The sequence below is a fragment of the Methylophilus sp. YYY-1 genome, from assembly GCF_029132825.1.
Classification (GTDB): domain Bacteria; phylum Pseudomonadota; class Gammaproteobacteria; order Burkholderiales; family Methylophilaceae; genus Methylophilus; species Methylophilus glucosoxydans.
In genome coordinates this window covers 73,482-93,556 of record NZ_WOVG01000001.1, presented here as the reverse complement: position 1 = coordinate 93,556, position 20,075 = coordinate 73,482, and the positions used below count along the sequence as shown (strand labels likewise).

The following is a 20,075-nucleotide window of genomic DNA, read 5'->3' as shown; positions in this document are numbered from 1 at the left end:
CATGCAACCACGTGTCGATCCAAATAGCCTGGCCATAGACGGCAGTGCGCTGAATAGTCTCAAGCGAGCCAAAAATGACTCGCCTGAAACCATTCGTGCAGTGGCACGTCAGTTTGAAGGTATTTTGATGAACATGATGCTCAAAAGCATGCGCGATACCGTCCCGCAAGAAGGCTTTGCCGATAACGAACAAAGCAAAATGTTTACCGGCATGCTTGATCAACAATTGAGTACCCATTTGAGCCAGAAAGGCCTGGGGCTCACTGATGTGTTGGTCAGGCAATTGAGTAAACTCAACGGACATCCCGTGGATACCAACACGCCCGCAAGCGGTAACGAATCGGGCAAGGCGAATAAAGCCACTGACAAAGTCAGCAGTGCAACGGTGCAGAGCGCAGTCCCCACCCATGCCCAAGCCGTGCTGGCACAAGCAACACAAAAAATCCGTGAAGCGTATCAACAATGGGAAGCTGCTGATACTCAGTCCACAGCGCCAGCCAGCGATACCGCCTGGGCACGTGGCATCCCGGAATTGCCGCCTTTGATTGAAGAAACACAAGCCAATGTGCAAGGCTTTACCCTGCCCCAGGCGCCGTTGGCGACCGCGATGCGTGAAGTCGCTGGCAAAACCCAGCAATTCATTCAAAGCATGCTGCCACATGCGCAGGCAGCCAGTAACGCATCTGGCATTCCGGCCAAATTTATGATCGGCCAGGCTGCACTGGAAAGTGGCTGGGGTAAACATGAAATTAAAACAGAGAATGGCGTCAACAGCCATAACCTGTTCGGCATCAAGGCTGATGCCAGCTGGAAAGGCAAAGTCGTCAGTAGTACCACCACCGAGTACGTGAATGGCGTCAAGCAAACCAAAGTGGAAAATTTCCGGGCCTACGACAGCTACAGTGATGCATTCAAGGATTACGCCAAAATGATTTCGCAAAATCCGCGCTATCAACAAGCCATGAATAACACGCATGATGCTAGCGCTTATGCCCATGCGCTGCAGCGTGCAGGCTATGCGACTGATCCGCAATATGGCAAAAAACTGACGCAAGTGATTAATCATTTGCGAAGTTGAAATTAAAGTATTTGAAAACATTGCCGTTAGGCAACTTAATCGTGATGTTGATGACCGTTTTTAAGCGGTCATCCATCCGCTTGCCCGAAAGGTCTATAGCATATGAATGTATTAAACGTTGGGAAAAGTGCGCTGACCGTCGCTCAGCTAGGCATTGCAACCACGGGACATAACATTGCCAATGCATCCACGCCTGGATACAACAGGCAGTCTATTGTTCAAAAGGCAGCAGCCGCACAAAGTTTTGGTAACGGTTACCTTGGTCAAGGCGCGGAGGTTGGGACCATCGTGCGCTCCTACGATGACGTGCTGGCCAAACAAGTGATTAATACAACCAGTAACCAAAGTTCAAGCTCGGTATATTTACAAGGCATTAATGAAGTCAATAGCCTGCTGTCTGATGACAAAGCCGGCGTGAGCGCGGTGATGACCAACTTTTTCAGATCTGTCAGCGCAGCGGCTGCGAACCCTTCGGATATTGCCACCCGGCAAACGGTCATTTCCAATGCGCAATCCTTGGTGAGCCGCTTTACCGCAGTCAATTCGCGTCTGGATGAAATGCGTTCCAATATCAATACGCAAGTTTCAACCAGTGTGGCAACTATTAACAGCTATGCCAGCTCTATTGCGGATCTGAATGAAAAAATCAAGCAAGCGTTTAGTTCAACTGGTAATCCGCCCAATGACCTGATGGACCAGCGTGATTTGCTCGTCGCAAAAATCAGTGAACAGATCAAAACGACGGTCCTGCCACAGCAAGATAACACTTACAACGTTTCCATCGGCAATGGCATCCCGATTGTACTGGGCAATCAATCCCAAGACCTGTATGCGGTACCCAATGACACGGATAGCACCCGACTTGAAGTCGGTTATGGTGCTTCTGGCTCGCCTAAACCCATAAGCGGCTCTCTGACGGGCGGCGCATTGGGCGGCGCATTGCAATTCAGGGATGAAACGCTAGACACGGTACAAAACCAGCTGGGACAACTGGCGATTACCTTTGCCACGGCGTTTAACAACCAGCACAAACAGGGCACAGACCTGACCGGTACCGTTGGCCAGAATATGTTTAATATTGCTGGCCCGGTCGCGATCAGTAACCGCAATAATACTGACCAGAGCAAACAGGCCTCTGTCGCGATCACGGACCCTTCACAACTGACCAGCAGCAACTACACCCTGGAGTATGTGAATGGTCAGTACAATATCACGCGCCAAAATGATAAGTACGTCTGGACAAATGTAACCTTGCCATTCAATCAGGATGGCATCACCATTAACACGAATACCAGTTCACCGACCAATGGCGACTCTTACCTGATTAAGCCTACCCAGTATGCTGCCAGCGGATTGACCCTGGCGGTAACGGATGTGGAAAAGCTGGCATTGGCCGACAACCCTTCTAAAGGGGAAAGCGACAACACCAATGCGCTAAAACTGGCTGATTTACAGAATCAGAACTTCGTCAGGGTGAATGCCAGCTCTACCAACAGAACCTTTGCACAGGCTTATGCCCTCACCACCAGTGCGGTGGGGATTAAAGCCAACCAGATGAGCATCATTAACCAGGCCGACAAAACTGCGCTGGATAATGCCACCTCGGCCATGCAGTCACAATCAGGGGTCAACCTGGATGAAGAGGCTGCCAACCTGCTACGCTATCAGCAAGCCTATCAAGCGGCAGGCAAAATGATGCAAATCGCCAGTAATATGTTCGATACCCTGCTAAGTCTGGGCAGATAAATTCAGAACTGGGTAAATCACATCGAGTAAGGATGTCACTATGAGATTAAGTACAAATACGATCTATGCCAATGGCACCAACCGCCTCATGGGCCTACAAAGTGACGTGAATGATCTGAATGAAAAAATTTCTTCAGGCAAGAAAGTCCGCTCGCCAGCGGATGACCCGGTTGCCTCTGCCAGGATTATCGAGATCAACAATAACAAGAGCATGAAGGACACTTTTGCCGAGACGCGAAAAACGGCCAGCAGCATGCTCGAAAACTATGAAACCAATTTATCGTCCGTGACTGACCTGGTGTTGAATATCAAGAGTTCGCTGACGGCCGCGGGTAACGCCACCTATAACGATTCACAGCGCCAAAGTATTGCGACTGAGTTGCAAGGCCGCTTGGATAGCCTGATCAGTCTGGCCAACGCCAAAGACTCCATGGGTAACTTTATCTACTCAGGATTTACTACAGATAAGGCGGCATTTACCAGTGCGGGTGTTTTCCAGGGGGAGACCTCGCGCATGAATTTGCAGATTGACGATAACCGGACCATGCCGACCACGTTTACCGGTGATAGCGTGTTCAATGCCAACGGCAATAACTTATTTGCCAACATGCAGCAAGCGATTACCTTGCTCAATACACCGATTACTGATGCAACATCCCGCACCAACTTCACCAATGGCCTGGCAACTGCTCTGCAGAATACAGACAAATCCCTGGACAGCATTCTTGATACCAGAGCGCAAATTGGTAGCCAACTCAACGAAATCCAGATTCTGGATGACACAGGCGATGATATATCCCTGCAATACTCTAAGGTACTTTCCGACTTGCAAGACCTGGACTATACGCAAGCACTGTCTGACCTGGCTAAAAAGAATACCATTATGGAAGCCGCTCAGAAGTCGTTTGTTTCGACCTCTAAATTGTCACTGTTCCAGTTTATTTAATTCAGATCGGTATCGCACTGATTTTTAGCCGATCGCTTACCAGCGATCGGCTTTTTCATGGATCAATCCAAACAATTCGTCTAAAGCGCAATTGGTAAATCAGTGAGACTAATGCAGCACTTGCAGCATGTATTGCTGTGCATCGATCATCCAGTCCTCGACCGGATGAATCAGAGAAGGTAATCCGAGCAAAATCATGATAAACCCGACCGCGATGGTGATTGGAAAGCCCATGGCAAACAGGTTGAGTTGAGGGGCGGCTTTGGTTAATACGCCCAGCGCCATGTTGGTAATCAGCAGACTGGCAATCACGGGCAAAGACATCAGCAAGCCTTGCGAGAAAATATGACCTCCAATGCTTGCAATCGCCTGGCTATTCAGTTGCCAGTGCGTCATGCCTATCGGCATGGTTTCAAAACTCTGCATCATGACTGCAATGACAATCAAGTGCCCGTCCAGGCTCATAAATACCATCAAGGTCAGCATGGTCAGCATCTGGGCGACGGCGATGGTTTGCCCTTCGGTATGCGGGTCATAAAAGCTGGCAAAGCCCAGCCCCATGCTCATCCCCATCATAAAGCCAGCCAGCTCGACGGCAGTGAACATGAGCCGCATGACAAAGCCCATGCTGATGCCGATCAAAAACTGCGCCAGTAATGAGAACAAGCCTTGCCATGACAGCACGGCAATATTAGGCACCTGGATGCCAGGCACCAGTGCCAGCGTAATGATAAAGCCGATTGTGAGTTTAATGCGGTTGGGAATGGAGGGATGACTAAATAATGGCACCACGGCAATGCAGCCGAGGATACGTGTCAGCGGCCAGAGAAACTGTACCACCCACTGCTGCAGGTCTGAGTCATGAATCGTCAGCATGTGGCGAGGCAGCCCTCGTTAATTAACCAGCTGTGGAATCATGGTGAAAATATGGTGCATGTAGTCCACCAGCGTCATCAGCATCCAGTGCCCGGCCAATAGCAAGATCGCCATCACCCCTACCAGCTTGGGGATAAAAGACAAGGTCTGCTCGTTGATTTGTGTGGCCGCCTGAAAAATACTGACCACCAGACCAATGATCAGCGCAGTGCCCAATACCGGCGCTGCCACCAGCAAGGTGGTCTGCATGGCTTCACTGCCCAAGGTCAGGACTTGTTCTGGACTCATACAATACTCCAAAAAGAAACGAGTTAGAGGACAAAGCTTTGCGCCAAAGACCCCAGGATCAATTGCCAGCCGTCTACCAGCACAAACAGCATCAGCTTGAAAGGCAAAGAGACCACGGCCGGTGACATCATCATCATGCCCATGGCCATCAAGATACTGGCCACCACCATGTCGATAATCAGAAACGGGATATAAATGGCAAAACCAATCTGAAACGCCGTTTTCAGCTCACTGGTCATAAATGCAGGCACCAGAATTCTGAGCGGGACTTCTTCTGGTGTATTGATGGACTCGCTATGGGCCATATTGGCAAACATGGCCAGGTCGGTCTCGCGCGTTTGCTTGAGCATAAAGGTTTTAAGCGGCAAGACACCGCGTTGCAGCGCTTCCTGCATGGTGATTTTGCTTTCGGAAAGCGGCTGGTAGGCATCGGTATAAATCTTGTCAAATACCGGCCCCATGACAAAAAAGGTAATAAACAAGGCCAGGCCTATCAATACCTGATTGGAGGGCGCAGACTGTGTCCCCAGCGCCTGACGTAACAGCGACAGCACAATCACAATGCGCGTAAAGCCGGTCATCATGAGCAAGGCGGCTGGGATAAACGTGAGTGCTGTCAGCATAATGAGCGTTTGCAGGCTCAGTGTATAGTCCTGGCCACCCCCTGGCGCCGGCGTCACCGTGCCGATGGGCAAGCCCTCTGCCGCCAGACTGCCTGATGACCACAATAGCAGCAGTGCGATTGGCAGCATGACTTGCAAAGACTTGAGGATGGAATGTAAACGCATGCAACAATACCCGTCACGGACTTGCGCCATCCTTGGACAGCACAAGCTCTAAAATAAGTTAGGGATAGTCTACGCTGGGGACAGCCCAATCAAAGGCTGGAAATAAGCCACTCAAGGCTTGTTTTTGAAAGATTTGACTTTGTCTTGCAAGGTGGCCTGCATCGCCTGTTGCAAACGCACGGCAAAAGAAGCTTGCGGATCAACAATCCCTTGAGCAGAGATCGCCTGGGCAGAAGGCTCTGCCACCTGCGCGCTGTCGGATGCAGCCGATTCAGTCGCAGTCGGACTCACCTCACCCAACGCGGTCATTTGCCCACCATGCATCCCCACCACCAGCCAGCGGCCACCCACTTCAAGCACCACCACCCGCTCGCGTGGGCTCAATTGCAAGCCGCCAACCTGCTTGATCACACCAGCTTTTGCATAGCCTTGCCCAGGCAGGACGCGGCGCAAGAACCAGGCAACCGCCGCAATCGCCAGCAAGACGATCACCGTGCCCCACACCATGCGGCCCAAGGTATCGCCGGTGCTAGGGGCTACTGTAATGGCCGTTGTTGTCGCAGCAGCCAGGGCGAGCGGCGAAATACTCCAGCTAGCCACGACAGCCAGCAGCCATTTGCATGCATGCATCATACGCATCAGTATCCCGGACAGTTAGCGGTTCAGTTTACGGATACGTTCTGCTGGGGTAATGATGTCGGTTAGGCGGATACCAAACTTGTCGTTCACCACCACCACCTCACCTTGTGCAATCAGGCAGCCATTCACTAATACGTCCATGGGTTCACCCGCCATGCCATCCAGCTCAACCACAGAACCTTGCGCCAATTGCAGCAGGTTCTTGATCGAAATCTTGGTACGGCCCAGCTCTACAGTCAGCTGTACCGGAATATCCAGAATAAAATCAATATCGTTCTGGGTGCCTTCGAGCTTGTTGCTGCTGCTAAACTCGTTGAAGACGGCGGCCTTGCCTATCGGCTCTTGCAATGCAGAGGACTCGGCTTTGGTTTGCTCGGCCAGGGCCGCGCCCCAGTCATCCTCGGCAATGGTTTGCACCCCTTCCGACTCAGGCATCCCCATGCTGGCCAGTGCGGCATCCAATTCCTCTTCATTACTACTTGTCGCGGGATCCATTGCCATTATGACTCTCCTTGCAATTGTTCCTGACTACTACCGTCAGCACGTATCATTTTTTCCACCTTGAGCGCATATTGCCCGTTAAACACGCCATAACGACACTCCATAATGGGCACGTTATCGATTTGTCCTTCTACCGTATCCTGAATATTCACAGGAATGACATCCCCCACTTTTAACGCAAGCAGGTCTGCCACCATCATCTTGCGTGTGGTCAGATTGGCCACAATTTCAACTTCTGCCGCCTGGATTTGCTGGGTCATCATTTTTACCCAGCGTTTGTCACCGCCAAGGTTCTCGCCTTGCAGGGACGAGGTCAACAAGTCCTTGATCGGCTCCACCATGGCATAAGGCACACAGAAATGAATTTCACCACTGTTAGGTCCCAGCTCCACATTAAACGTAATCGCCACCACCACTTCATTCGGCGTGGCAATGCTGGCAAACTGGGTATTCATCTCCGAGCGCAGATACTCAAACTGCACCGGATAAATAGGCGCCCAGGCTTTCTGGTAGGCGTCAAACAAGATATTCAGCACGCGTTGAATAATCCGCTGCTCGGTTTCGGTGAAATCACGCCCCTCCACCCGGGTATGAAAGCGGCCATCGCCGCCAAACATATTATCCACCAGCAAAAAGACCAAGGTAGGATCCAGCACCAGCACACCCGTGCCGCGCAAGGGATTCATATGGATCAAATTGAGGTTGGTGGGGACCACCAGATTACGGATAAAGTCCGTGTACTTGATGATCCTGACCGGCCCTACCGAGATTTCGACTGTACGCCGCAGAAAATTGAACAACTCAATGCGCAGCAGCCGGGCAAAACGCTCATTAATGATCTCAAGCGTGGCCATGCGCCCGCGCACGATGCGCTCTTGCGTGGCCAGGTTATAGTTGCGAACACCAGACTCATCCTTGCTGGAGGCATCACTGTCATCGTCGCCCTCGACACCCTTGAGTAAGGCGTCGATTTCGTCTTGTGATAAAAATTTATCTGCAGACATGGTTACTCTCAGGCATTACTGGATGACAAATGAAGTAAACAACACCTGTTTGATCTTGAGTTGTTTACCCCCCTTTTTCAATGGTTTTTTCAGTTCTGTCAGCAGTTCTTCGCTGAGCTGAGCTTTGCCCTCAGGGGTCGCAATATCCGATGCTTTTTTACTGGTGAGCAACATCAATACACGGTTACGCATAAGCGGCATTTGTGCCTTCATTTTGTCGGCCAGCGCAGTGTCTTTGGCCTCAATGGTCAGGTCCAGTTGCAAAAACTTTTCATCGGGATCAGGCAGCAAGTTCACGGTAAACGTTTCAAATTGCAAATAGGCCGGGCCCGCACCCGCTTCACCATGGCCACCGCCACCACCGCTTTCATGCTCTTCCTCTTCTTCATCGGCTGCGGCCTCTTCCTCTTCGCCCTCAGCAGCACCTTCTTCGTGGCCATCTTCCTTCTCGGCCTTGCTACCGTGCTTATCTTTGGCCTGATGCGCCTCAGGTTTTTTCATCAGGAAGAAGGCTGCTGCGCCGCCGCCAGCGGCTAACGCCAGCACCACGGCCAGGATCACAATCAGTTTTTTCTTGGATTTGGGGGCGGCCTCTGCTGCACCGTCTGCTTTTGCTGGTTCTTGAGCCATGACACTACCTTTCTTACTGTAAAACCTTGACGATATATGGTGTCATTATGCGGAGAGCGCCCAGCAAAACATTGCCGGATAAAAGGGGAAAATCAGCGTTAAATCGACCTTTATGCTGGGTAAGGCATGCTAGCCAGCCTGGAGCAATGCTTATACAAACGTATCCACCAGGCCACGTACCACACGTGGCTGGACTGCCGTTTGCGGTGCGATCGCCGTGTCTGACTCAGCCGCAGGGGCTGCAGTCCTTGCAGAATCACGGCTGGATTGCTGTTCAAAATGCTGTTGCGCTTGCTGCCCATTCCCGACGAAGGTCTGGCCCAGTTGCAAGCCCTGGGACTGCATGCGATCACGCAGATCCTGCATGCCATCTTCCAGCGCCTGGCGCACCAGAGGGTTATCCGTGATAAAACTGGGATTCACTGACTGGTTATCGACCTTTAACACCACCTGGATGGGCCCCAAATCCGGGGGCGACAATGTCAGGCTGGCCACTTCGTCGCTCTGGCTAGCCATCTGCATCACATGCTGGTTAATTGCCGCTTGCCAACGATCATCGGTAAACGGCGTCGTAATCTGGGTGGTGACCACCTGGCTCAGATCGGTCACGCCAGCCGATTGCAACCAAGGCGTATTCTGCATGGTCTCTATCATGGGCGGCGTGGTCAATGTACTGGCGCCCTGCGTCGTTTCATGCGCACGCACGGCCTGCTCCATGCCTTTAGGCAAGCCAATCTCCGCGCTGGTCAATTTTGCGTTATTCAACAGCGCTGTAAAACCTTCCGCCGTCTTTTCTGATTTGGTGGATAGACTCGAGAGCTGCTTACCGTCTGGCACAACCGCGGTCGCTGCTGTCAGCGTGTCTTTGTCGGTGGCTGGCGTGATCTGCAACTCATTCGTTATCCCGTGTTGGCTAGAGGCTTTATCGAAGCCAGCGGCTGCAAAGCGACCGTTACTAAGGGTCAATGCTACCCCTTCGGCGCCACCTTTTGCAGCCTCTGCGGGCTGATTGGCCCGCATCGCAAGCATGGTCTGCATCCATGGCATGATGCCGGCAGCCGCAGCACTGGTATCCTCAGTCGTGCCAACACCAGTTTTTTTCTGGTCAGGATTGGCATCGGTCAAACTGGCACGGTCAATTACCCCCACAACAGGAGAGACCACGCTAGAAGGCTCTTTGGCTACATTGTTTGCCAGACTGGTGTTCTCGTCTGCTTTGGATTTGGCCTTGGTTTTGCCTGCGAGGTGGGGAATATTTTTTTCGGTTGGGGCGACTTCTGTCCCCGTGGCGGCAGTGGCTTTGTCAGCCGGTTCAGCCGGTTCAGTCGGTTCACTCGCCTTATTCGACACAGCACCTTGCTCAGTGTTGCTCTCCGCTTTGGGCGCAGCAGGCTTGTCTTTAGGCGCAGCAGGTTGGGCTTGGGCCATTTGCTGGCGCAAGGTTTGTGAAAACGCATCGGGTGACACCGGCTCCTGGCCGCCTGACGACGTCATGGGCGCTTTAAGCGCCTCTGACGCCTGGGTAGGCAGTACTGGTGAATTAATCAAGGCCATCACATTACTCCCGGCTATTTACCAACGTGCTCGTCTGGCGCGGCTGGCAAATTCGTCCATCATTTTCTGATCACGCTTGTTTTCAGCCTTGGCCTGTGAGGTTTGGGCCCGCGTAATCAACACTTCATAAGACTTTTGCTTGCGCTGTTTTTCCTGCAACCGCAACCGCTGCTGCTGGACAATCGCCTGACATTGTTCGATTTGAGCATTTTGCGTGCGTACCGCCAATTCCAATTGCGAGAAAAAGCCCTGAAAATTACGGTATAAATCGGCTTTAAGGCCGTTTTGCACTACCTGCTGCCATTGCTGCTCATATTCCTGCTGATATTGCGCCAGCATGACTTGCTGCTGTTGCGCCTGTTCCAGCTGTTGCATGGCCTGGGCCAGCGCCTGCATCGCCGCTTCCACTTCATCGGCAGCCAACTGGTTAAGCAAGGTCAGGGTTTGGGTGGATTGTTTGGCCATGGGCTCGCTTTAAAGGGGCTATAAGGTTAGCGTGTTGGCTAATTGCTGCAGGCTATGCTGCATATCCGCACACTCATCAATGTCTTGTTGTAAAAAGGCATTGATGTCGTCACGTTTTCTAATCGCGATATCCAGCATGGGGTCTGATCCTGGCTGATAAGCACCTACCGCGATCAAGTCCTGATTCCGCAGGTAGCGTGAGTACCACTGCTTGAGCATGCGGGCGGCCTGTTGATGTTCTTTGCTGGTAATGTTGTGCATGGCGCGACTGATCGACTGCTCGATATCAATGGCGGGGTAATGTCCGCTTTCAGCCAGGCTGCGGTTCAACACGATGTGTCCGTCCAGAATCGCGCGCGCAGAGTCCGCAATCGGATCCTGCTGGTCATCGCCTTCGGTCAACACGGTATAAAACGCTGTAATCGAGCCCTCGCCCCTGGCGCCGTTGCCGGTACGCTCGACCAGTGCCGGCAATTTGGCAAACACAGAAGGCGGATAGCCCTTGGTTGCCGGTGGCTCACCAATGGCCAGGGCAATTTCGCGTTGCGCCATGGCATAACGCGTGAGTGAATCCATAATCAGCAACACATTTTTGCCTTGCTGGCGGAAACGCTCGGCAATGGCCGTGGCATAACTCGCGCCTTGCAAGCGCATCAATGCCGAGACGTCGGCAGGTGCAGCGACCACCACAGAGCGTGCCAGCCCCTCCGGCCCCAGAATCTGCTCGATAAATTCCTGTACCTCGCGGCCCCGTTCACCAATCAGGCCGACCACGATCACATCCGCAGTGGTGTAACGGGCCATCATGCCCAGCAGCACACTCTTACCCACACCAGAACCGGCGAACAGGCCCATGCGCTGCCCCCTGCCCACGGTGAGCATGGCGTTGATCGCACGCACACCTACATCCAGGGTGTCTTCAATCGGTGCCCGTTGCAATGGGTTGATCACGCGGCCATTGAGCGGCGCGGTCACATCCCCCGGAATTAGGCCCAGACCATCCAGCGGATTACCGGCTGCATCGACCACGCGTCCGAGCAAGCCATCCCCTACCGGAAAATGGCGCGCTCTATCCTGTGCACGTCGACGTGGCGGGCGGCCGATTTGTGGTTTTGGCACGGTTTCAGCAATTTCCATGCTGAACACCTTGGCGCCCGGGGTCACCCCCTCCAACGCGGTTTGCGGCATGAGCAGCAGATTCTCGCCATCGAATCCCACCACCTCGGCTTCTACCCGGCCACCATCCTGTAACGGGATAAAACAGGCACCGCCTATTGGCATTTTGATACCGGTAGCGACCATCACCAGGCCGGTCACCTTGACGATACGCCCCGCGACTTCAAGCGGGTCGACCATATTGATCAGTTCACTGCAATCGCGCAAATAACTTTGCCAGCGTTGCTCATGCACATTGGGCTGCTTGGGAGGCTCATTGGTGACTTGGGGGCTATTGTCAGCAACCGCGTCTAACGTCGGCAGCCCTGAATCTGAAATTGTCATGACGTAGGCTTAAACTAGAAAGTGAAAAACTTATTCGTGGGTGGAGGCAGGTTTATGCCAGTCATCATAGCGTGACAGCCCTTGTACCAGACGCTTCCAGCGGACCTCATTGCTGGCATCAATCTGGTTATCTGCCGTTTCAACCAGGCAACCGCCACGTTCGACTTGCAGTTCTTCCACAATTTGCCAGCCTTGCTCTTTGAGTGTGTCGCCGATATGACTGCGCAGCACCTGCGCATCGTCCGGATGCACAATCAGGCGCGCGGGCTGTCTGACTTGGGGCAAATAGTGCATGGCATCCAGCACGACCGGGAGCACCGCCTGCGGATCAGCCTGCAGCTTGGTTTTCATCATGGCTTTGGCCAGATCCAGCGCCAGGCTCAAAACAGACTCGGCAACTTGGCTATCCTGAAACGCCAGCGCCTGCTGGAAACTCTGCGCCATTTGCAACAACTGACCACGTTCGTTTTCCAGCTGTGCCTGCGCGTGCTGCATGCCATCGCCATAACCAATCTTGAACCCTTCTTCATAGGCTTCCTGGCGGACTTGCTTGAGAATTTCAGTGACCGTGCGTGCGGCTTCATCGGCCTGTGCCTGTTTGCGACGCACGCTCTCACTGCTATTAGCATCATCAAAACTGGCCATCTCCCAGCGCTGATAGGCACTCATCTGTTCTTTTGGGATTGCTGCAGCCACCATTATGCTTCCTTACACTGACTGGATTTAAACATATTGCTCGCCGTCGCCTTTGGCAGCCAGCATGATCTGGCCCTCATCGGCCAGCCTGCGCACAATTTGCAGAATTTGTTTTTGCTGTGCTTCAACCTCAGACAACTTGACCGGACCACGGCTTTCCATGTCTTCACGCATCATATCGGCTGCACGCGAAGACATATTGCGCAGGAACTTCTCTTTCATTTCATCAGAGGTTCCCTTCAAAGCCACAATCAACATATCAGATTGCACCTCACGCAGCAGCGTTTGAATGCCTTTGTCGTCAATTTCCAGAATATTGTCAAACACAAACATCTGGTCCATGATCTCCTGCGCCATATTGTCATCATAGCTTTTGAGGCCTTCCATCAATTTGGCCTCGTTGTCGCCACTCAGGTAGTTCATGATTTCAGCCGCGGTTTTTACGCCACCTATCGGCTGACGCTTCAGGTTTTCATTGCCTGACAGCATTTTCATCATGCCTTCATTGAGCTCTTTGAGCGCGGCCGGTTTAATGCTGTCGAGCGTGGCAATCCGCAAAATCACATCCTGACGTAAACGGTCAGTAAAATGCCCCAGAATTTCTGCGGCCTGGTCTGCCTCCAGATGTGACAAGATGGTCGCGATAATCTGTGGATGCTCATTCTTGATAAACTCGGACACGCTGAAGGCATCCATCCACTTCAGGCTTTCAATACCCGCGGCATCTTGCGATTGCGGAATCCGGCTTAACAGGTTAGAAGCTTTGTCATCACCAAAGGCTTTGATCAGAACCGAGCGGATATAGGCGTCCGAATCCAGACCGAAGTCACTGCTGCCGGCAAAGTCGACCATAAAGGACTCCAGCACTTCAGTTACCTCTTCACGTGGCACCGGCTTCATTGAGGCCATGACAATGCCCAGCCGCTGTACCTCTTTGGGTGACAAATACTTCATCACCTCCGCCGCTTCGTCTTCACCGAGGGCAAGCATCAAAATCGCGCTTTTAGTCAAGCCTTCAGTCATGGTTTATTTCTCCGCAGTCGCCCAGCTGGAAACCACATTCGCGACCATGCGTGGGTTTTCTTTGGCCACCTGCTTCACGGCCAGCAAGGTTTGATCCATCCGGCCATCATCGCCCGTTAACGCAGGAGGATCGCCACTCAATGTGACCAGTGCATCTTCACCTTCAGCTGCACTGCCTGCCGCGCCGGCAACCGCTTCACCGCCTGCTGCCGCGTTTTGTGCCGCAGTCACAGCCAGTTGTTTTTTATCCGCGCCAGTCAGTTTGGTGGCCATCGGCTTGAGCAATTTTTTATAAATCATCATCAACACCACCACGCCAGCCAGGAAGCGCAAGGCATCTTTACCATACTCAATCATGACAGGGTCCTTCCACAGCGGTGGCTCAACCAGTTTTTCCTGTGCTTCGGCCACGAACGGGGTATTCACCACAGAGATAGTATCGCCACGCTCTTTGTTGTAGCCCATGGCCTGCATTGCCAGGTCGCTTACCTGCTGCTTCTCGGCCGCGGTCAGTGCACGGTAAGTCGTTTTACCGGTGCTATCCACGACTGGGATGTGATTGACCACCACCGCCACATGCAGGCGCTTGATGCCGCCCTTGGCCTGCTGGATATAGCTCACAGTCTTGTCCAGCTCGTAGTTAGTGGTGGTATCTTTTTGCGTATTTTGTGGTGGGGTTGGGGCAGCAGCAGGCGCAGCATTTTCCCCTTGACCCTGCGCACCAGGGGCATTGATCGGAGCAGTTGCATCTGCAGGCGGCTGGTTAGACAAAGCACCAGGTACCGCGCCGTTGTTGGCGCCGGTATTTTGCGTCTCATGGCTTTGCGCACTGCGAATTGCCATGTCATCCGGCTTGGTGTTGGGTTTATAGGACTCGTTGGCCTGTTCTGTCATCGAGAAGTCAATCTCGGCGCTGGTTTCGGCATGCACATTTTTCGCACCGACGATAGGCGTAATAATGGATTCCACACGGCGAGCAATGCTATTTTGCATATTCTCCACGTAGGCCATCTGCTCTGGGTCTAGGCCACTTTGCTTGAGCTTATTGGCGTTGTCAGACAGCAAATTGCCGTTTTGATCGACCACGGTGACGTGATCGGCAGACAGGTTAGGCACACTGCTTGCCACCAGATGCACGACGGCACCCACTTGTTGCGCGTCTAACCGGCGGCCATTGTGCAGATTGAGCAGCACAGAAGCGGTTGGGTATTGTTGCTCGCGCACAAACACGCTGGGCTTGGGAATCGCCAGATGGATACGAGCAGCCTGCACGGCAGAGATAGACTGGATACTGCGTTCCAGCTCGCCCTCAAGGCCGCGTTGAAAGTTTACCTGCTCAACAAACTGCGACACGCCAAATTTCTGGTTTTCCAGCAGTTCAAAGCCGATGTTGCCGCCTTTGGGCAGACCTTGTGCCGCCAGTTTCAAACGTGCCTGATGCACCATGTCAGCAGGCACCAGAATGGCACCCCCACCATCGGCAAATTGATAAGGGATATTCAATTTATCCAACTCGGCGACGATGGCACCGCCATCCTTGTCAGCAAAGTTGGAGAACAACACCCGGTAATCCGGCTTCTGACTCCACAGCCAGAACACCACCATCACCGCGACCACGGCAGCAATCCCGGCGACCAGCATTAACTTTTGTCCGAGCTGCCCAAACATGTTGGACGCTCCGCCAGACTCATTGCTTGTTGTTAATAAGGCAGCATCAGCAGCCATCTGAACCTCCAATATTACCTACTTGCAGTGACCTGCCTCCCGGCCTGTTGATTGCCGGTCATGCTGCCACCTCTTTTGAACTTCAATATCCTGTCAGGACACTTTCACATGGATCACATTATGCGCTGACCCTGCCTATTCAAATCAGCAAATAAGACGGATTAATGTTGCCTATTTTGCAAAGCAGTCCAGCTGGCGCAATGTTACAGTGCTCACCATGAGATAAGAGGTGATGGCCTCCCCCACGAAACGAGTACAGGATGAAAGGAGACACCTATGAACGCAGGCGGTATTGATGCACAACGCATCTCCTCCATGCTGGCGCAATTACGGGCGGCGGCTCAAAAACCAGAAGGTCTGGGCAACAGTGCTATTGCCAATCCTGTCGCCAAGCCGCCCCAGGCAAGCCCGACGACACAAGTGAGCTTTAGTGATGCGCTGAAATCCTCTCTGGACCAGGTCAACAATATGCAATTGCAGGCCGAACAAATGGGCAAGGATTTTGCCATGGGAAATGACAATGTCAGCCTGTCTGATGTCATGATCTCCGGGCAAAAAGCGAATATCGCCTTTCAGGCCACAGTGCAAGTCCGCAACAAACTGGTCACCGCCTATCAGGACATGATGAATATGCAAGTCTAGGCTTAACTAGCCAGCTGGCGACTGGGCCAGACCATCAGTCCGTTTTAACAGTGAGAAAAGAACAATGCAGGCTCAACCCGTGGCTGGCTTGATACAACACACCCCCTCTGCCCCGCTGATGCGACTCAATGGCACGCCAGTATTGCGGCCATCAGGCAGTACCGCCAGCCACGAGTCACCTGACGCCGTGTTAGCCAGCAACCCCGCGAATGTTCAAGCCTGGTTTCAAAAGGGAATGCTGTTCAAGCAGCAAAAAAACGCCCCGCAGGCCCTGCACTGTTTTAACCAGGCCCTGCATCTTGCGCCTGAGCATGAACCCACACTTATCGAATGCGGCAACTTGCTGTTTGAATTAGAGCAATTTGAGTTTTCGCTCGCCCATCATGAATTTGCTTTACAGTTAAACCCGGCTTGCGTTGCCGCCTTACACAGCAAAAGCCTGATCCTGAGTCGGCTCGGCCGCTATGAAGAAGCCTTGCTCAGTGCAGACCACCTGGTCGGCTATGCACCCACGCTGGCACCGGCCTTATTGTGCCGAGGCAGCATCTTACACGTGCTTGGCCGCCATCATGAGGCCTTGGCCAGCTACCAGCAAATCCCGCTAGCCGATCAGCAGAACGCGTTGTTTTATCTTAATCTGGCCAACCTGTATCTGGATATGCTGGACATTGACATGGCCAGCGACTGTTATCGTCAGGCGCTGGCACTGGAGCCACACAACCCGACGTTGCACTGGAATCTGGCGTTATTCCAGTTGCTCACCGGCGATTATGCGCAAGGCTGGGCCATGTACGAAAGTGGCAAACATGCGCCACATCTGCCCAGGGGACGCCGTGCAGCCTGTGTGCAACCGATGTGGACCGGCGAACAATCCCTGCAAGGCAAGCGTATCTTGCTTTACACCGAACAGGGTCTGGGCGATACCATCCAGTTTATACGCTACGCCAAACTGGTCGCCGCCTTGGGTGCACAGGTCATTATTGAAGCGCAAGCGAGCCTGATTCCCTTGTTGCGCTCACTGGGGCCAGACTATTTACTGATTGCCGCGGGCACCGCTTATCAGGACTATGATTACCATTGTTCGCTCATGAGCTTGCCATATGTCTTCAAGACAGAACTCGGCAATCTGCCTCAGCACACCCCTTACCTGTTTGCCGCGCCTGACAAGGTAAGCCGTCTGCAGATGAGAGATCAGAAAAGATTACGGGTAGGCCTGGTCTGGTCAGGATCCACCACGCATCAGAAAGATCGTTACCGCAGCATTCCGCTAGCGCAGCTGGCGCCGTTGCTGGCACTGGATGCGAGTTTTCATAGCCTGCAAAAAGAAGTCCGCGATACTGACCAGGCTGCGTTAAGCGGGCTACCACAACTCACGCAGCACCAGGCCGAACTAGAGGATTTTAGCGATACAGCTGCGCTCATCGCACACATGGATCTGATTATTTCAGTGGATACTTCAGTCGCACATCTGGCTGGCGCCATGCACAAACCGGTATGGATATTGTTAGCTGACCCACCTGATTTTCGTTGGCTGCTCGCACGCGAAGACAGTCCGTGGTATCCCTCGGCCAGACTGTTCAGAGCCCATGAGCATGATTGGACAAGTGTCATTACAGACGTCAAACAGGCGCTGGCAGAAGTGATTGCAGAAAAATCGTAGACCCAGTAACTCTCTGGCAAAACAGGAGGCGGCAATGTTACTGCGACAAAGTCTCTATCTGAGACTGGCCAGTTTAATGGTCGGCCTGCCCTTGTTCCAGCTTGTATAACCAAGCCAGAATTTCAGCAATCGCCTGGTACAACTGTGGGGGAATATGGGCATCGAGTTCGACCTGCATGAGCAGGTTGAGCATGGCTTGTGACTCATGCACATAGACTTCGTGTTCTTGCGCCAGGGCAATGATGCGTTGTGCGAGCAGACCATTGCCTTTGGCCACCACACGTGGCGCCAAATCCCCGGCTTCGTAAGCCAGGGCCACGGCAGATTGGGTATAAGGCTTATCCTGCTGCATATTGCGGCCTGTGCTGCGCGATTTCTTCACGCACGATTTGCAAGGAATCCAGCTTCACGCCAGAAGCTTGCAAATTCATGGCCAGCGTACTGCGGCCAGATTGCATTTCCTTGAGGCTCGCTGCATCCGTGGGCTGCACACGGACACTAAAGCGCCCGTTAGCCAGCGTGATTCTTACAGCCACCTCGCCCAGCCTTGGCAGCTGCAATTTCAAATTGCTAAACAAACTGTTTAAGGTCGGGTCTTCGCTAGACTGCTGGGAATTTTTGCGCTCACTGACCTGCCACTCCATCATCTGGCCGGGCCAGACTTCACCATGCCAAATCACACGCTGCTGTTCCAGCACCTGTAACTGTTGCGACACCATCTCCGGCGGTACAAAGTGAGGTTTGTTTTGCGGCTCTTGCAGTAGTTGATGCCAGGGCCGGGTGCCCAGCGTCGCCTCTTTCAGGTGAGACTCATAGAACAAGCCCGAGCTATCCAGCGCATGCTTGAGATCTTGCGCCAGCACTTGCGGCTTTTGCGGGCTGTTGCTGACCACGGTTTGTGCCTGCAAGACGGCAGATTGCGACTGAAACGGGCTGGCATCCAGCCAGCGCTGTAGGTTTCTGGCGGGAGAGCTTAACTCGACCAGACTCGATTGCCCGGCCGCATTCTGTACCAGACTTTGCATAGTAGCGGGGTTGTCTGCATGTGGCGTCTCTGCCAGCAACCCAGCTGTCGACAGCCGTGACGTCCCCGCCGCGGAAGACTGCACACCCCAGCGCACTTGCGGATAACCCTCGGCGTCTTTGCCCTGGCCTTGTGCCAGCCCCATAAACTGCATGTTCAGTGTTTGCTGTTGCGACAAGTAAGCGGGTAATTGCATCTGCACCACCATGGGTGGCTGGTTGGGTAACTGGATTTGCACTTTAAAAGCAGCCAGGTCGGCATTGCCTGCGCCTTTTTGAGCGGTGTCTTTTTGCAAAATCAGTCCGGTAAACTGCATGCCTGGACGCATGCGTTCCCATAAAGGGGCTTCGGCCTGGGTACCTTCCACCGGCATGATGGAAGTGACCGCACGCAAGTTCTCAGTTTCACTGGTAATGAAACGTTGTGAGAGGACTTGCGGGATAGGAATCATCTAAATCACATCCGGTGGGGTGCGTGCATGTAGCTGCGCATCAAAAATCATATCGGTAATACGATGCATGACGGGATACAGCAAATTACGGATCTCGCCATCATCGGCCAAAATTTTCTGCACTAACTCCTGTTTGCGCAAGTGCTGCGCCTGTGTCAGTTGCTCGGATTGTAAACGCAAGGTTTGTTCCAGCGCTTTGATCACTTCGATCTTGAGCATGTAAGACTGCTCCAGCTCTGTCACTTTTTCCCAGGCATTTTGCTGAGCGGCCAGCAGCATCTGCGCCATGATTTTGGCAGCAGACTCATAAGTATTAATCAGCGCCTTGGACATATCAGGCCCCGGCCATGGCCAAATGTTGATACGCCTGTGCTTTTTCTGCGATCGCCGAGTTTTCCAAGGCATTCTGTTGTGCAAGGCGGCTCATCCCCGATTTTTCCAGCGTTTCCCAGGCGCCTTTCAACTCCATGAGCAACTGCTGAACTTCATAAACTTTACTACTATCCTGACGCAGGCTCGCTTGCATGAGTGTACGTATCATGTATTCATACAACTGGTCCAGATTGAGGGCAACCTCGCCCCCTGCACGTTTGTTCAAACTGGTACGCAAACCGCTTTCAATGATGGAAATGGCTTTGGATATATATTCACCTTTTTGCGGAATATCCTGCTTTTGAATCGCTTGCTGCGCGCGGATGCAGGCAGTTACAGCGCCTTCGTAAAGCATGATCGTCAGCTTGAGCGGACTGGCATCCACGACGCCGGTTTCCAAACCTACTTTGGCGTAGGCATTAATGCCAGATTGTTTCGATCCAAACATCATGATTCTCCTGATAATA

Annotated in this window: 22 protein-coding genes; 5 read left to right on the top strand and 17 right to left on the bottom strand. The window is 52.9% G+C overall.

Annotated features, from left to right (window positions below; genetic code table 11):
• Position 1: 1 nt before the first annotated feature.
• The 3 genes from flgJ to flgL all read left to right on the top strand — a co-directional run bounded on the left by flgJ (position 2) and on the right by flgL (position 3,770).
• Positions 2 to 1,078, top strand: a complete 1,077-nt coding sequence (gene flgJ / locus GOC95_RS00415) for a flagellar assembly peptidoglycan hydrolase FlgJ (RefSeq protein ID WP_275354939.1) — start codon at positions 2 to 4, stop codon at positions 1,076 to 1,078.
• A gap of 102 nt (positions 1,079 to 1,180) precedes the next feature.
• The gene (gene flgK, locus GOC95_RS00410; RefSeq protein ID WP_194746920.1) at positions 1,181 to 2,824 is read left to right on the top strand and encodes a flagellar hook-associated protein FlgK; all 1,644 of its coding nucleotides are present in this window, start codon (positions 1,181 to 1,183) and stop codon (positions 2,822 to 2,824) included.
• A gap of 40 nt (positions 2,825 to 2,864) precedes the next feature.
• Positions 2,865 to 3,770: a flagellar hook-associated protein FlgL gene (flgL, locus tag GOC95_RS00405; protein WP_194746921.1), complete on the top strand. Its 906-nt coding sequence runs from the start codon at positions 2,865 to 2,867 to the stop codon at positions 3,768 to 3,770.
• Between the two features lie 108 nt (positions 3,771 to 3,878).
• Here flgL and fliR read toward each other — a convergent pair whose 3' ends face one another.
• The 13 genes from fliR to fliF all read right to left on the bottom strand — a co-directional run bounded on the left by fliR (position 3,879) and on the right by fliF (position 15,459).
• Entirely contained in the window at positions 3,879 to 4,646 is a 768-nt protein-coding gene (gene fliR / locus GOC95_RS00400; protein WP_194746922.1) for a flagellar biosynthetic protein FliR, read from the bottom strand.
• Between the two features lie 18 nt (positions 4,647 to 4,664).
• On the bottom strand, positions 4,665 to 4,934 hold the full coding sequence (gene fliQ, locus GOC95_RS00395; protein ID WP_194746923.1) for a flagellar biosynthesis protein FliQ: 270 nt from the start codon (positions 4,932 to 4,934) through the stop codon (positions 4,665 to 4,667).
• A gap of 23 nt (positions 4,935 to 4,957) precedes the next feature.
• Entirely contained in the window at positions 4,958 to 5,722 is a 765-nt protein-coding gene (gene fliP, locus GOC95_RS00390) for a flagellar type III secretion system pore protein FliP (protein ID WP_275354937.1), read from the bottom strand.
• A 111-nt stretch (positions 5,723 to 5,833) separates the two neighbouring features.
• Positions 5,834 to 6,355 carry a flagellar biosynthetic protein FliO gene (gene fliO / locus GOC95_RS00385; protein WP_275354936.1) on the bottom strand — a complete coding sequence of 174 codons (522 nt, stop codon included), beginning with the start codon at positions 6,353 to 6,355 and terminating at the stop codon, positions 5,834 to 5,836.
• A 21-nt stretch (positions 6,356 to 6,376) separates the two neighbouring features.
• Positions 6,377 to 6,862 (bottom strand): flagellar motor switch protein FliN, encoded by a 486-nt coding sequence (gene fliN, locus GOC95_RS00380; protein WP_228518639.1) that lies wholly within the window; start codon positions 6,860 to 6,862, stop codon positions 6,377 to 6,379.
• Positions 6,862 to 7,866 (bottom strand): flagellar motor switch protein FliM, encoded by a 1,005-nt coding sequence (fliM, locus tag GOC95_RS00375; RefSeq protein ID WP_194746924.1) that lies wholly within the window; start codon positions 7,864 to 7,866, stop codon positions 6,862 to 6,864. The genes fliN and fliM overlap by 1 nt, the downstream gene beginning before the upstream one ends.
• Positions 7,867 to 7,881: 15 nt before the next feature.
• A complete protein-coding gene (locus tag GOC95_RS00370) occupies positions 7,882 to 8,496 on the bottom strand; it encodes a flagellar basal body-associated FliL family protein (RefSeq protein ID WP_275354932.1) in 615 nt (204 codons plus the stop codon).
• A gap of 150 nt (positions 8,497 to 8,646) precedes the next feature.
• Positions 8,647 to 10,050 carry a flagellar hook-length control protein FliK gene (locus GOC95_RS00365; RefSeq protein ID WP_275354931.1) on the bottom strand — a complete coding sequence of 468 codons (1,404 nt, stop codon included), beginning with the start codon at positions 10,048 to 10,050 and terminating at the stop codon, positions 8,647 to 8,649.
• Positions 10,051 to 10,068: 18 nt separating this feature from the next.
• Positions 10,069 to 10,515 carry a flagellar export protein FliJ gene (gene fliJ / locus GOC95_RS00360; protein WP_194746927.1) on the bottom strand — a complete coding sequence of 149 codons (447 nt, stop codon included), beginning with the start codon at positions 10,513 to 10,515 and terminating at the stop codon, positions 10,069 to 10,071.
• Between the two features lie 18 nt (positions 10,516 to 10,533).
• Complete coding sequence (gene fliI, locus GOC95_RS00355) at positions 10,534 to 12,015, bottom strand: flagellar protein export ATPase FliI (RefSeq protein ID WP_275354929.1); 1,482 nt, start codon at positions 12,013 to 12,015, stop codon at positions 10,534 to 10,536.
• Between the two features lie 30 nt (positions 12,016 to 12,045).
• On the bottom strand, positions 12,046 to 12,714 hold the full coding sequence (locus GOC95_RS00350; protein WP_275354927.1) for a flagellar assembly protein FliH: 669 nt from the start codon (positions 12,712 to 12,714) through the stop codon (positions 12,046 to 12,048).
• Between the two features lie 24 nt (positions 12,715 to 12,738).
• Positions 12,739 to 13,734: a flagellar motor switch protein FliG gene (gene fliG, locus GOC95_RS00345; RefSeq protein ID WP_275354926.1), complete on the bottom strand. Its 996-nt coding sequence runs from the start codon at positions 13,732 to 13,734 to the stop codon at positions 12,739 to 12,741.
• Between the two features lie 3 nt (positions 13,735 to 13,737).
• The gene (gene fliF, locus GOC95_RS00340; RefSeq protein ID WP_194746930.1) at positions 13,738 to 15,459 is read right to left on the bottom strand and encodes a flagellar basal-body MS-ring/collar protein FliF; all 1,722 of its coding nucleotides are present in this window, start codon (positions 15,457 to 15,459) and stop codon (positions 13,738 to 13,740) included.
• Between the two features lie 276 nt (positions 15,460 to 15,735).
• Here fliF and fliE point away from each other — a divergent pair, with 276 nt between their 5' ends.
• Positions 15,736 to 16,101 (top strand): flagellar hook-basal body complex protein FliE, encoded by a 366-nt coding sequence (gene fliE / locus GOC95_RS00335; RefSeq protein WP_194746931.1) that lies wholly within the window; start codon positions 15,736 to 15,738, stop codon positions 16,099 to 16,101.
• A gap of 64 nt (positions 16,102 to 16,165) precedes the next feature.
• Positions 16,166 to 17,761, top strand: a complete 1,596-nt coding sequence (locus GOC95_RS00330; protein ID WP_194746932.1) for a tetratricopeptide repeat protein — start codon at positions 16,166 to 16,168, stop codon at positions 17,759 to 17,761.
• A gap of 73 nt (positions 17,762 to 17,834) precedes the next feature.
• Here the strand turns inward: GOC95_RS00330 and GOC95_RS00325 are convergent, their stop codons facing one another.
• The 4 genes from GOC95_RS00325 to fliS are packed head-to-tail and all read right to left on the bottom strand — an operon-like array spanning position 17,835 to position 20,059.
• Complete coding sequence (locus GOC95_RS00325) at positions 17,835 to 18,113, bottom strand: EscU/YscU/HrcU family type III secretion system export apparatus switch protein (protein ID WP_194746933.1); 279 nt, start codon at positions 18,111 to 18,113, stop codon at positions 17,835 to 17,837.
• Positions 18,100 to 19,236 carry a flagellar hook-length control protein FliK gene (locus tag GOC95_RS00320; protein WP_275354922.1) on the bottom strand — a complete coding sequence of 379 codons (1,137 nt, stop codon included), beginning with the start codon at positions 19,234 to 19,236 and terminating at the stop codon, positions 18,100 to 18,102. Before GOC95_RS00320 ends, GOC95_RS00325 begins: the two co-directional genes overlap by 14 nt.
• Positions 19,237 to 19,569 (bottom strand): flagellar protein FliT, encoded by a 333-nt coding sequence (locus GOC95_RS00315; protein ID WP_194746935.1) that lies wholly within the window; start codon positions 19,567 to 19,569, stop codon positions 19,237 to 19,239.
• A gap of 1 nt (position 19,570) precedes the next feature.
• A complete protein-coding gene (fliS, locus tag GOC95_RS00310) occupies positions 19,571 to 20,059 on the bottom strand; it encodes a flagellar export chaperone FliS (RefSeq protein WP_275354920.1) in 489 nt (162 codons plus the stop codon).
• Positions 20,060 to 20,075 lie beyond the last annotated feature (16 nt).